The organism is Micromonospora sp. NPDC050276, assembly GCF_044459545.1.
Taxonomy (GTDB): Bacteria; Actinomycetota; Actinomycetes; order Mycobacteriales; family Micromonosporaceae; genus Micromonospora.
In genome coordinates this window covers 379,190-391,397 of sequence record NZ_JBITJA010000007.1, presented here as the reverse complement: position 1 = coordinate 391,397, position 12,208 = coordinate 379,190, and the positions used below count along the sequence as shown (strand labels likewise).

At 70.7% G+C, this 12,208-nt stretch carries 10 protein-coding genes and 2 pseudogenes; 6 read left to right on the top strand and 6 right to left on the bottom strand.

Annotated elements, in window-relative coordinates; genetic code table 11:
• Positions 1-10 precede the first annotated feature (10 nt).
• Positions 11-1,687, bottom strand: coding sequence for an energy-dependent translational throttle protein EttA (gene ettA / locus ACIBF8_RS18290; protein ID WP_396784243.1), 1,677 nt, complete (start codon positions 1,685-1,687; stop codon positions 11-13).
• Between the two features lie 210 nt (positions 1,688-1,897).
• On the opposite strand from ettA, the gene ACIBF8_RS18285 reads away from it, so the two are divergent.
• From ACIBF8_RS18285 to otsB, 4 genes are all read left to right on the top strand, one after another.
• Positions 1,898-2,182 carry a hypothetical protein gene (locus tag ACIBF8_RS18285; RefSeq protein WP_396784242.1) on the top strand — a complete coding sequence of 95 codons (285 nt, stop codon included), beginning with the start codon at positions 1,898-1,900 and terminating at the stop codon, positions 2,180-2,182.
• Complete coding sequence (locus ACIBF8_RS18280) at positions 2,175-2,564, top strand: hypothetical protein (protein ID WP_396784241.1); 390 nt, start codon at positions 2,175-2,177, stop codon at positions 2,562-2,564. The genes ACIBF8_RS18285 and ACIBF8_RS18280 overlap by 8 nt, the downstream gene beginning before the upstream one ends.
• Before the next feature lie 142 nt (positions 2,565-2,706).
• Positions 2,707-4,107 carry a trehalose-6-phosphate synthase gene (locus ACIBF8_RS18275; RefSeq protein WP_030488230.1) on the top strand — a complete coding sequence of 467 codons (1,401 nt, stop codon included), beginning with the start codon at positions 2,707-2,709 and terminating at the stop codon, positions 4,105-4,107.
• Positions 4,108-4,148: 41 nt separating this feature from the next.
• A complete protein-coding gene (otsB, locus tag ACIBF8_RS18270) occupies positions 4,149-6,713 on the top strand; it encodes a trehalose-phosphatase (RefSeq protein WP_396784345.1) in 2,565 nt (854 codons plus the stop codon).
• An 87-nt stretch (positions 6,714-6,800) separates the two neighbouring features.
• On the opposite strand, the gene ACIBF8_RS18265 is transcribed toward otsB, so the two are convergent.
• Positions 6,801-7,082 carry a hypothetical protein gene (locus ACIBF8_RS18265; protein WP_396784240.1) on the bottom strand — a complete coding sequence of 94 codons (282 nt, stop codon included), beginning with the start codon at positions 7,080-7,082 and terminating at the stop codon, positions 6,801-6,803.
• Between the two features lie 523 nt (positions 7,083-7,605).
• Here ACIBF8_RS18265 and ACIBF8_RS18260 point away from each other — a divergent pair.
• Positions 7,606-8,445, top strand: coding sequence for a helix-turn-helix domain-containing protein (locus ACIBF8_RS18260; protein ID WP_396784239.1), 840 nt, complete (start codon positions 7,606-7,608; stop codon positions 8,443-8,445).
• On the top strand, positions 8,442-8,636 hold the full coding sequence (locus tag ACIBF8_RS18255) for a DUF397 domain-containing protein (protein ID WP_396784238.1): 195 nt from the start codon (positions 8,442-8,444) through the stop codon (positions 8,634-8,636). Before ACIBF8_RS18260 ends, ACIBF8_RS18255 begins: the two co-directional genes overlap by 4 nt.
• A gap of 62 nt (positions 8,637-8,698) precedes the next feature.
• Here ACIBF8_RS18255 and cobA read toward each other — a convergent pair.
• The 4 genes and pseudogenes from cobA to cobC form a co-directional block, all read right to left on the bottom strand.
• Positions 8,699-9,421, bottom strand: a pseudogene (cobA, locus tag ACIBF8_RS18250) (uroporphyrinogen-III C-methyltransferase); the annotation flags it as partial.
• 87 nt (positions 9,422-9,508) lie between these two features.
• Positions 9,509-9,958 (bottom strand): annotated as a pseudogene (locus ACIBF8_RS18245) (bifunctional precorrin-2 dehydrogenase/sirohydrochlorin ferrochelatase); the annotation flags it as partial.
• Between the two features lie 40 nt (positions 9,959-9,998).
• Complete coding sequence (gene cobT / locus ACIBF8_RS18240) at positions 9,999-11,084, bottom strand: nicotinate-nucleotide--dimethylbenzimidazole phosphoribosyltransferase (protein ID WP_396784344.1); 1,086 nt, start codon at positions 11,082-11,084, stop codon at positions 9,999-10,001.
• Positions 11,084-12,169 (bottom strand): Rv2231c family pyridoxal phosphate-dependent protein CobC, encoded by a 1,086-nt coding sequence (gene cobC / locus ACIBF8_RS18235; protein ID WP_396784237.1) that lies wholly within the window; start codon positions 12,167-12,169, stop codon positions 11,084-11,086. The genes cobT and cobC overlap by 1 nt, the downstream gene beginning before the upstream one ends.
• Positions 12,170-12,208: the final 39 nt, after the last annotated feature.

Here is a 12,208-nt window from a genome sequence, read left to right as displayed (position 1 = left end):
GTCGGGCCGGTCAGTCGCGGGTCAGCTTGCGGTAGGTCACCCGGTGTGGCCGGGCGGCCTCGGCGCCAAGGCGGTCGATCTTGTTCTTCTCGTACGCCTCGAAGTTGCCCTCGAACCAGAACCACTTGGCCGGGTCCTGGTCGTCGCCCTCCCAGGCCAGGATGTGCGTGGCGACGCGGTCCAGGAACATCCGGTCGTGCGAGATGACCACGGCGCAGCCGGGGAACTCCAGCAGGGCGTTCTCCAGGCTGGACAGCGTCTCCACGTCCAGGTCGTTCGTCGGCTCGTCGAGCAGGATGACGTTGCCGCCGATCTTCAGGGTCAGTGCCAGGTTGAGCCGGTTGCGCTCACCGCCGGAGAGCACCTTCGTCGGCTTCTGCTGGTCCGGGCCCTTGAAGCCGAACGCGGCGATGTACGCCCGCGACGGCATCTCGACCTTGCCCACCATCAGGTAGTCCAGCCCGTCGGAGACAACCTCCCAGACGGTCTTGTCGCCGTTGAGGCCCTCGCGGTTCTGGTCGACGTACGACAGCGAGACCGTCTCACCGACCCGGACCGACCCACTGGTCGGCTGCTCCAGCCCGACGATGGTCTTGAACAGGGTGGTCTTGCCGACGCCGTTGGGGCCGATGATGCCGACGATGCCGTTGCGCGGCAGCGAGAACGACAGGTTGTCGATCAGCAGCCGGTCACCGAAGCCCTTGCTGAGGTTGTTCGCCTCGATGACCGTGCTGCCCAGGCGCGGACCCGGCGGGATCTGGATCTCCTCGAAGTCCAGTTTGCGGGTCTTCTCCGCCTCGCTGGCCATCTCGTCGTACCGGTCCAGGCGGGCCTTGGACTTGGTCTGCCGGGCCTTGGCGTTGGAGCGGACCCAGTCCAACTCCTCGGTGAGGCGCTTCTTCATCTTGGCGTCGCGGCGACCCTCGACGGCCAACCGGGCGGCCTTCTTCTCCAGGTAGGTGGAGTAGTTGCCCTCGTAGCCGATCGCCCGGCCACGGTCCAGCTCCAGGATCCAGCCGGCCACGTTGTCGAGGAAGTACCGGTCGTGGGTGATCGCCATGACGGTGCCGGCGTACTTCGCCAGGTGCTGCTCCAGCCAGGAGACGCTCTCCGCGTCCAGGTGGTTGGTGGGCTCGTCCAGCAGCAGCAGGTCGGGCGCCTCCAGCAGCAGCTTGCAGAGGGCGACCCGGCGACGCTCACCACCGGAGAGCTGGGTCACGTCGGCGTCCGGCGGCGGGCAGCGCAGCGCGTCCATGGCCAGTTCGAGCTTGGAGTCGATGTCCCAGGCGTCGAGGTGGTCGAGCTCCTCCTGGAGCTTGCCCATCTCCTCCATCAGCTCGTCGGAGTAGTCGGTCGCCATCTGCTCGGCGATCTTGTTGAACCGCTCCAGCTTGGCCTTGGTCTCGGCGACCGCCTCCTCGACGTTGCCGAGCACGGTCTTGGCCTCGTTGAGCGGGGGCTCCTGGGCGAGCATGCCCACGGTGTAGCCGGGCATGAGTCGGGCCTCGCCGTTGCTCGGCTTGTCCAGCCCTGCCATGATCTTGAGGAGGCTGGACTTACCGGCGCCGTTCGGACCGAGCACACCGATCTTGGCCCCCGGCAGGAAGCTCAACGTGACGTTGTCGAGCACGACCTTGTCGCCGTGCGCCTTGCGCGCCTTTTCCAGGACGTAGATGTACTGGGCCACGGTGCGGGCTACCTCCGTCGGTTGCTGTCGCTGATCGGCGGCGCGGCGCGGGCTGCGAGGACCGCCCGCCGCCGCCGGCCGGGAGCCGGCCGCGCGCACGCCATCGTCAATCCTGACAGGTACGACGCGCTTCGCCCACATCACCCCGCCCCAGGAGTACGCGGGCGCGCCGCGTTGCCGGCGTCGGTATAACTCACTACCGTCTTGAGTGTGACCAAGAAGATCGCCATCAGCATCCCTGACGACGTCGCAGAACGGCTGGCCGCCGAGCCCAACGTGTCGGCCTTCGTGACGGAGAGCATCCGCCAACGAATGGTCGGTGAACGAACCCGGCGGACCCTGGAACAGATCGGGTTCAAGATCACCGACGAGGGCCTTGAGGAGGCCGGGCGCAAGTTGGATCAGGCTCGCCAGGCGATAACTCCCGAGTTGCGCGCCAAGGCCGCCGCGCTGCTCAACGAGGCGTCGCGGGGACGGCTGCAGGTTCGTGACTGACGCGGGCCTCGTACTCGACACCACCGCTTTGCTGGCCTACGCCGAAGGAGAACCGGCTGTGGGCATCCAGATCGCCAAGGTTGCCTACCGCCGGGAGTCCGTGATCATTCCGGCCATGTGCCTGACAGCCGCATATCGCCGGGTGTCCAGCGACGGCTGGCCGCTGCTGGACATCGTCTCCGATCTCGAAGCTGTAGTTGTCACGCCGGTCGATCACAACATGTGCCCCATCCTGGGCGGCTGGTCCCGCTTCCTGGGCAGCATCGATCTCGCCCAGGTTGCGATCGAAGCGGCAGCCCGAGCGGTCGTTCCGATCATGACGGATCGGCGGGAGCTGCTCGGCGAGGTGCTGCCCAAGGAATGGCCGATCATCGACCTCTGACCCTCGACCTGTCGACAAGATCACCTTCAGGATTCGGCCAGAAGGAGGCGGGTAGGAGACTCCGGCACGGGGCACAAGACGCCGCAGCTACGCTCAGTACGCTCATCGCGGTGGACCCGTCAGTACCCGGAGGTGGCCGATCGTGACCGTCCGTAGCTCCTTTGTCGTAGTGGCGAACCGTCTGCCGGTCGACGAGGTGAGCACACCCGAGGGACGGCAGTGGCGACGCAGCCCGGGCGGGCTGGTCACCGCGCTGCATCCCGTACTCGCCGAACACCAGGGCACCTGGGTCGGCTGGGCCGGTGGCACCGGCGCGGCCCCCGAGCCGTTCGACCTGGAGGGGATCCGGCTGCACCCGGTCCCGCTCAGCGCGGAGGAGCTGGAGCGCTACTACGAGGGCCAGTCCAACGCGACGATCTGGCCGCTCTACCACGACGCCGTGGAGACGCCGGCCTACAAGCGCCGCTGGCGGGAGGCGTACCGCCTGGTCAACGCCCGGTTCGCGGAGGCCGCGGCCGACGTGGCGGCGGAGGGTGCGACGGTCTGGGTGCAGGACTACCAGCTCCAGTTGGTGCCGGCGATGCTCCGCGAGCTCCGCCCGGACCTGCGGATCGGGTTCTTCCTGCACATCCCGTTCCCGCCGATCGAGCTGTTCATGCAGATGCCGTTCCGTACCGAAATCCTGCGCGGTCTGCTCGGCGCCGACCTGGTCGGTTTCCAGCAACGGCTGGCCGCGCAGAACTTCGTCCGGCTGGCCCGGCACCTGCTCGGGCTGCGCTACGAGGGGCAGATGATCCAGGTCGACGGTCGGCAGGTGAAGGCAGGCGCCTTCCCCATCTCGATCGACACCCAGGAGATGGAGCGGATGGCCGCCGACCCGGCGATCCAGGCCCGGGCCAAGCAGATTCGCGCCGAGCTGGGCGACCCGAAGACGATAATCCTGGGCGTGGACCGGCTGGATTACACCAAGGGCATCGAGTTGCGGCTCAAGGCCTTCCGGGAGCTGCTGGCTGACGGAAAGTTGACAGTCCCCGACGCCGTCATGGTGCAGGTCGCCACACCCAGCCGCGAGCGCGTCGAGCACTACCAGGCACTTCGGGTCAAGGTCGAGCGCGAGGTCGGCCGGATCAACGGCGAGTTCGGCAGGGTCGGCGTGCCGGCGGTGCATTATCTGCATCAGTCGTACAGTCGCAGTGAGCTTGCCGCGATGTACGTTGCTGCCGACGTCATGATGGTGACCCCGCTGCGAGACGGGATGAACCTGGTGGCGAAGGAATACGTAGCCTCTCGTGCCGACCAGGGCGGCGCCCTCGTCCTCAGCGAGTTCGCCGGCGCCGCAACGGAGCTGCGCCAGGCATTTTTGTGTAACCCGCACGACCCGGACGCGGTCAAAGACGCCCTGCTCCGGGCAGTGCACGTGGAGAAAACCGAGGCACGCCGCCGGATGCGGACCATGCAACGTCACCTGCGTACCCACGATGTGGGCCACTGGGCCAAGTCGTTCCTCTCGGAGCTGGGAGTTCCCGAGGCGGAGGCCGAGTGAACACGACCGTCAACGATGGGGCGGCAAACGCCACCGGGGTCATGGACCCCGAGTTGCGTTCCGCCATCGGCCGGATCGCCCGGGTCCCCCAGCTCCTGATCGCCTGCGACTATGACGGCACGCTGGCACCGATCGTGGAGGACCCGAGCACGGCCGTACCGCTGCCCGAGTCGGTGGCCGCGGTCCGCGCGCTCGCCGCGCTGCCGCAGACCACCGTGGCGGTGGTCTCCGGCCGGGCGCTGCGCGATCTGGCCGCGCTCTCCCGGCTGCCCAGCGAGGTGCACCTCGTCGGCAGCCACGGCTCCGAGTTCGACATCGGTTTCGTCGAGCGGCTCTCCCCCGAACTGGTCGCGGTGCGCACCCAGGTCCGCAACGCGCTGCGCGAGATCGCCGCCGAGCACCCGGGCATCCGGCTGGAACGCAAACCGGCCAGCGTCGCGATGCACACCCGGGGAATCGACCCGCAGGTGGCGGCCTCGGCCATCGAGGCGGTGCTCAACGGTCCGGCCACCTTCGACGGCGTCACGGTGACCCAGGGCAAGGAGGTCATCGAGCTGTCCGTCGTGGCCACCCACAAGGGCACGGCGGTCGACCAGCTCCGCACCCAGCTCGCCGCCAGCGCGGTGCTGTTCATCGGTGACGACATCACCGACGAGAACGCGTTCGGCAACCTGCACGGTCCCGACCTCGGCATCAAGATCGGCCCCGGCGACACCCAGGCCAACTACCGGGTCGCCGACCCGTTGGAGGCCGCGCGGGCACTGGCGCTGCTGCTGGAGACCCGGCGGCACTGGCTGTTCGGCGAGCGGGCCGTGCCGATCGAGCGGCACTCCATGCTGGCCAACGGTCGTACCGTCGCGCTGCTCACCCCCGAGGCCAAGGTGAGCTGGCTCTGCCACCCCAAGCCCGACTCGGCGGCGATCTTCGCCGATCTGGTCGGCGGCAGCCCGGCCGGCCATTTCAGCATCACCCCGGAACGCGGCGGCATCCCGCTGGGCCAGCGCTACCGCTCCGGCACGATGACCGTGGAGACCCGCTGGTCCGGGCTCACCGTCACCGACTGGCTGGACAAGCCGGCCCGGGAGACCACTCCGGACGACAGCCCAGCGGTCATCACCGGCGACTCGACCCTGGTCCGGGTGCTCACCGGCAGTGGCAAGGCCCGGGTGGAGTTCGCGCCGAGGCCGGAGTTCGGTCAGGTCGCCGTGCAGTTGCAGCCGCTCGGCGACGGCCTGCTGGTGCTCGGCTCCAATGAACCGGTCGCGCTCTACGCCCCTGGCGTGGAGTGGGAGGTCGGCAACGACGGCGGTTACGAGACCGCGAAGGCGGTCGTCGACCTCTCCGCGGCCGGCGGGCAGGTCGTGCTGGAGCTGCGCTTCGGCACGCACAGCCTGGAGCACCACCGGGTGCCGATCCACGAGCGGCAGGCCGCCGCCGAGCAGCCGTGGAAGGACTGGGTGGCCTCGCTGCGGCTGCCGTCCACCGCCCGCGACCTGGTCGCGCGCAGCGCCCTCACCCTGCGCGGGCTCTGCCACGAGGCCACCGGCTCGATCCTGGCCGCGGCGACCACCTCGCTCCCCGAGGAGCTGGGTGGCGTCCGCAACTGGGACTACCGCTACTGCTGGCTGCGCGACGCCGCCCTGACCGCCCGCGCGCTTGTCGACCTGGGCTCCGTCGAGGAGGCCGAGGCGCTGCTGCGCTGGGTGGACGGCTGCATCGAGCGCACCGGCGGGCACCCGGAGCGGCTGCACCCGCTTTACACCATCGACGGCTACGAGCTGGGCGCCGAGGCGGTCATCGACACGCTGCCCGGGTACGCCGGCTCCCGGCCGGTCCGGGTCGGCAACCTCGCCAACCACCAGTTGCAGCTGGACGTCTTCGGCCCGATCGCCGACCTGATCGCGGCCGTCGCCGACGCCCGCGGCTCGGTCCGCGACGACGAGTGGCGGGTCCTGGAGAACATGGTCGAGGCGGTCCGCCGCCGCTGGCACGAGCCGGACCACGGCATCTGGGAGGCTCGGCTGCCACCCCGGCACCACGTCTTCTCCAAGGTGATGTGCTGGATGACCGTGGACCGGGCGCTGCACGTGATGCGCGAGCACGGCGGTGAGGACCGGCCCGAGTGGAAGGACCTGCGCGACCGGATCGGTGCCAACGTGCTGGAGCACGGCTGGCACTCCGACGTCGAGGCGTACAGCGTCGCGTACGGGGACGAGGACATGGACGCCTCGTCGCTCTGGATCGGGCTCTCCGGCCTGCTCCCGGGCGACGACCCGCGCTTCCTGTCCACCGTCCTGCGGATCGAGGCGGACCTGCGCAGCGGCCCGGTCGTCTACCGCTACCACTGGGACGACGGCCTGCCCGGCCGTGAGGGCGGCTTCCACATCTGCACGGCGTGGCTGATCGAGGCGTACCTGCGCACCGGCCGCCGCACCGACGCCGAGGAGCTGTTCGCGCAGATGGTGCTGACCGCCGGCCCGACCGGGCTGCTCCCCGAGCAGTACGACCCGCTCGCCGAGCGCGGGCTGGGCAACCACCCGCAGGCGTACAGCCACCTCGGGCTGATCCGCTGCGCCCTGCTGCTGGACAACATGCTCAAGCAGTAGCCGATTGTCAGACCACGACGGGCCGGAGCAGCGCTGCTCCGGCCCGTCGGCTGTCCGGTCCCGTCGCGATCGGTCGGGTCGCACCTGTCAGGCCGGTACGCGCGGACTGACGCGCCTCCTACGCCCCTGTTTCCCGACCACCGCGGGTGCCGGGGCGACGCGTAGCCCGGCCCTCATGACGTACAGCTCGCGCTTGTCCTTGGCCATCCCCCGCGCGTCAAGCACGTAGCCCGTAAGCCATGTCCACCCGTTATATGGGTCGACCTCGCCGAGGGACACCAGCCGTATCAACAGCGCCCGGTCCCCGGTGAACTGCACCGAGCAGGCCCGGCCGATGAACACGACGTCTCCCGGCTTCACGGCAGCCACCCGATGAACCTGCGCCGCAGCACATCGCCAGGTGCCCAGCTCAAGTCCTGTCCAGCGGAGATCAGGCAGAGGCTCATGTAGTGGGCCAGCGCTGTCCGGTCGCAGTCGCTCAACAGCTCGGCACGGCGGGTGGCACAGGGCCAGGGCCGGTCACAGGTCTCGCACAACCAGAGCGGGAGTACCGGTCCATGCCTCGTCATCAGCTCTCACCCGGCCAGTGACCCCGATTGATCGGGATCCTGTGTCTAGCTCGGCAGGGCAACTCGTTGCCGCACCTGCAGACGTTCCGCCACCTGATCCACGACCACACCGGCTTATGCCTGCGAGCCAGGGTCATAGCGACTGCCGCGATGTACTCGCCATAGGGCACATGCCGAGACATGTTTGCTCCCTCGCGTTTGCGTGCTGTGAATCACAACGCCATTTTGCGCGCGCATTTATGCGAGGTCAATGACCTACGGTTGCCAATGACACACGGCGTGTGGCCACGCGAACGCGAGGAAGGCGAGGCATCATGACGCCCATGGAGAGCCCGACGTTCCTGCGATTCCAGCTCGGCGCACAGCTGAAGCGAGGCCGCGAAGAAGCAGGCGTGACCGTCGAGCAAGCCGCCGCGCTGATTGAGGTGTCACCGAGCACCTTGCGTCGGATCGAGCAGGGGCGCGTCGGCTTGAAGGGACCGGCGCTCAACGCACTACTCGATCGGTACGGCGTCATCGATGCCGAACTGCGGGAGACGTTGCTGTCGATGGCTCGCAGCGGCAAGCAGCGCGGCTGGTGGGCGAAGTACGGCGATCTGCCGAATTCCTACCGGCAGTACATCGGCCTGGAGTCCGCCGCGTCAGAGATCCACAACTTCGAGACGCTGGTAGTGCCCGGCCTACTCCAGACCGCCGAGTACGCCCAAGCGATCATCAGCGCCGACGCCTCGCAACCGACGCCTGATGGGGTGGCCCAGCGAGTAGCCGCACGGACGGAACGACAGAGGCTGCTGACCGATGGTCAACTAAAGCTCGTGGCGGTCATCGACGAGGCAGTACTCCACCGCCAGATCGGTGGGCCAGAGGTCATGGCAGAACAGCTCACGACTCTGCTCGAAGCCCAGAAGCGCTGGAACATCACCATCCAGGTCATCCCGTTCCGAGAGGGCGCCTACGCCTCGATGGTGTCCAGCTTCCACATCCTTGGCTTCGAGGAAGGACCCGGGGTGGTGTACATCGAGGGACTGACCGGTGACCTCTACGCTGAGGGCGAGGACGTCGACCGGTGCGCACGGGTGTTCAGCAACCTGCGAGCAGCCGCACTGTCACCCACGGACTCAACCAAATTGATCAAGAAGCTTCGTGACAAGGAGACGCCATGAGGGCGCTCGATAACCAATGGCGCACCAGCACCCGCAGTGGCGGCAACGGTGCCTGCGTAGAGGCCCGGTACACGGACCACACCGCACAGGTACGGGACTCCAAGGACCGACAGGGACCGGCGCTAGCATTCAGCGCCGGTCAGTGGATTGACTTCGTCCAGGGGGTCAAGTCCGGCAAGTTCGACGCCTGAGCACGGTAGCCGGGTCGATCACCTCGTCCTCGTGAAGTACCGCCAGGGCCCGGACCCCTCCTTCAGCCATCGAGTGCCCCCACCACGTCGCCCACCACCACGACGGCGGGCGGGCGTAGGTCGGCGGTAAGAGCCTCGGCGGCCACCGCGCCCAGCGTGGACCGCAGCACCCGCTGGGCGCCCGTGGTGGCTTCCTGGACGACGGCAGCCGGCGTCTGCGGCGACCGGCCGTGCGCGATCAGGGTGGCCGTGATGGCGGCGAGGTTCTTGAGCCCCATCAGGATCACCAGCGTCCCGCGCAGACCGGCGAGGGCGTCCCAGCGCACCAGCGAAGCCGGCGAGTCGGGCGCCACGTGCCCGGAGACCACTGTGAACTCGTGCGCCACCGCCCGGTGGGTGACCGGGATGCCGGCCGCGGCGGGGGCGGCGATCGAGCTGGTCACGCCGGGCACCACGGTCACCGGCACGCCGGCCGCCGCGCAGGCCAGCAGCTCCTCGCCGCCGCGGCCGAAGACGTACGGGTCGCCGCCCTTGAGTCGCACCACGACGGCGCCGGCCAGGGCCCGGTCGACCAGGATCTGGTTGATCTCCTCCTGAGCACGGGACGGGCCGTAGGGGATCTTCGAGGCGTCCACCAGCTCGACGTCGGGGCGCAGCTCGTCGAGCAGCAGCCCGGGTACCAGCCGGTCGGCGACCACCACGTCCGCCTCGGTGAGCAGCCGCCAACCCTTCACGGTGATCAGCTCCGGGTCGCCGGGCCCCGCACCGACCAGCGCCACCCGTCCGGTCTGCCGTCCGCCGGTCGTACCGGTCGTCGCAGTCGAAGCGTCGGGTCGGCTCCGCGTCGGTGCGCTTCCGTCCGATTCCAGGCGGACCGCGAGCAGGTCGCGGATCGCGTCGCGGACGGTCATCGCGCGGCGGGGGTCGCCGCCGCCGAGCACCGCCACGGTGACCGGGCCGTGCCGGGTCACCGCCGGGGTCCAGGCCGTGGCGGCCGTCCGGTCGTCGGCCCGGACGCAGAAGATCCGCCGCTCGGCGGCGACGGCGCTCACCGAAGCCGCCGCCATCGGGTCGTCGATCGCCACCTGCACCAGCCACGCGCCGTCCAGGTCCGCGGGCTCGAACCGACGCGGCACCCAGTGCAACCGACCCGCGTCCACCCGGGCGCGCAGCGCCGGGGTCAGCTCCGGGGCCACCAGCAGGACGTCCGCGCCGGCATCCAGCAACGCGGGCACGCGCCGGGTGGCGACCGCCCCACCACCCACCACGACCACCCGCCGCCCGGCCAGCCGCAGACCCAGAGGGTACGGATTGGGGGTCACGTCGCACCGCCGAGGGGGACGGTTCGCTCGCTGCGCGTGGTCACTTCTCCGACACCCCGGCGGAGTCGAAGGTGGCCACCTCGTGCAGCACCCGTACCGCGCCGGTGACCACGGGCAACGCCAGCAGCGCGCCGGTGCCCTCGCCGAGGCGCAGCCCCAGGTCGATCAGCGGGTCGAGGCCGAGGTGCCGTAGCGCCACCCTCGCACCGGGCTCGGCCGAGCGGTGCCCGGCGACCATGGCGTCGACCGCCGCCGGGGCGAACGCGGCGGCGGCGAGCGCGGCCGAGACCGCGATCACGCCGTCCAGCAGCACCGGCGTCCGGCGGGCCGCAGCCCCCAGGATCAAGCCGGCCAGGGCGGCGTGCTCCAGGCCACCGACGGCGGCCAGCACGCCCAGCGGGTCGGCCGGGTCGGGCGCGTGCCGGGCCAGCGCGGCCCGCACCACGGCCACCTTGTGGGCGTACGTCGGGTCGTCGACCCCGGTGCCCCGACCGGTGGCGTCCAGCGGGTCGGCGCCGGTGAACGCGGCGATCAGCGCGGCCGCCGGGGTGGTGTTGCCGATGCCCATGTCACCGGTGAGCAGGATGCCGGCACCGGCGTCGATCAGCTCGTCGGCGATCCGGATGCCGGTCTGCACCGCCGCCAGCGCCTCGTCCCGGGTGAGCGCGGCCGTCACCGCGAGGTCTCGGGTGCCCCGGCGGACCGACGCGACAACCAGTCGGGGCACGGCCGGGTCGAGGACGGCCGGCGCCGCGACGGGTTCGGCGGGCAGCGGGGTGGCCACGCCGACGTCGACGACGGTGACCGACGCGCCGGCCTGTCGGGCGAACGCGTTCACCACCGCACCACCGGCCAGGAAGTTGCCGATCATCTGGGCGGTGACCTCCTGCGGCCAGGGCGTCACCCCCTGGGCGTGCACCCCGTGGTCACCGGCGAAGATCGCCACCGCGGCCGGCTCGGGCAGCGGTGGCGGGCAGGCCCCGGCCAGGCCGGCGAGGCGTACCGACAGTTCCTCCAGCGCGCCCAGCGAGCCGGCCGGCTTGGTGAGCCGGCCGTGCAGCTCCCGGGCGGCGGCCATGGCCGCCTCGTCCGCCGGGCGGATCGCCGCGATCGTGGTCTCCAGCATCATGCCTCCATGGTCTCGCGTAGCACCTCGATGAACGCGTCGGTGGTGTTTCGGTCGCGTACCGCCACCCGCAGCCAGTCCGGGCCGAGCCCGGGGAACGTGTCGCCTCGGCGCACCGCCCAGCCGCGCTCGCGCAGGGCGGCCCGGATCGGGGTCGCGCCCGGCAGGTGCAGCAGGACGAACGCGCTGGCGGGACGGCCGACGACGCGTACACCGGGCAGGTCGGCGAGGCGCGCGACCAGGTGGTCGCGGTCGGCGGCGAGGTCGGCGGCGATCGCGCGTTCGGCCTGGACCGCGACGGGGCTGGCGCAGGCCGACGCGGCCGCCAGCGCGGGTGTGGAGACGGCCCAGAGCGGCTGGACGGCGGCCAGCCGGGACAGCAACTCCGCGGCGCCGAGCAGGTAGCCGATCCGCAGGCCGGCCAGCCCCCAGGTCTTGGTGAGGCTGCGCACGACGAGCAGCCCGGGCAGGTCGCGGCGCTCGGCCAGCGACTCCGGTTCGCCGGGGTGCCCGGGAGCGATGGTGGTGTCGGCGAACGCCTCGTCGACCACCAGCACCCGGCCGGGGCGGGCCAGCGCGGCCAGCGTCTGGGCGGGGTGCAGCACCGAGGTCGGGTTCGTCGGGTTGCCGATCATCACCAGGTCGGCGTCGGCGGGCACCCGGGACGGGTCGAGCCGGAAGTCGTCGGCGGCGTCCAGCAGCACCCGCTCGACCGGGTGTCCGGCCGCCCGTAGCGCCGCCTCCGGCTCGGTGAACTGAGGATGCACCACCACCGGGCGACGGACGCCGCGCAGCGCCTGGGCGATCAGCACGAAGCCCTCGGCGGCGCCGGCGGTGAGCAGCACCTCGTTCGGGTGACGGCGGTGGCGGGCGGCGACCGCCGCCCGGGCCGGCGCCGGGTCCGGATAGCGGGCCAGGTCGGTCAGGGTCGCGGCGATCGGGTCGGCCAGCCAGGCGGGCGGTCGCGCCCGACGGACGTTGACGGCGAGGTCGATCAGGCCGGCGGTCGCCTCCGCGTCCCCGTGGTGCGCGAGGTCCGGCTCGGCCCCGCCGGGCGGGGCGACCGCACGCGGCTGATCACACATGTCCGCGATCCTGCCGGGAAGGCGGCCGGCGGGACAGTC

Coding starts and splice junctions, on each gene's coding strand:
- cobC (WP_396784237.1), bottom strand. CDS start 12,169: ATGTGTGATCAGCCGCGTGCGGTCGCCCCGCCCGGCGGGGCCGAGCCG.
- cobT (WP_396784344.1), bottom strand. CDS start 11,084: ATGCTGGAGACCACGATCGCGGCGATCCGCCCGGCGGACGAGGCGGCC.
- otsB (WP_396784345.1), top strand. CDS start 4,149: ATGGACCCCGAGTTGCGTTCCGCCATCGGCCGGATCGCCCGGGTCCCC.
- ACIBF8_RS18255 (WP_396784238.1), top strand. CDS start 8,442: ATGAGGGCGCTCGATAACCAATGGCGCACCAGCACCCGCAGTGGCGGC.
- ACIBF8_RS18260 (WP_396784239.1), top strand. CDS start 7,606: ATGGAGAGCCCGACGTTCCTGCGATTCCAGCTCGGCGCACAGCTGAAG.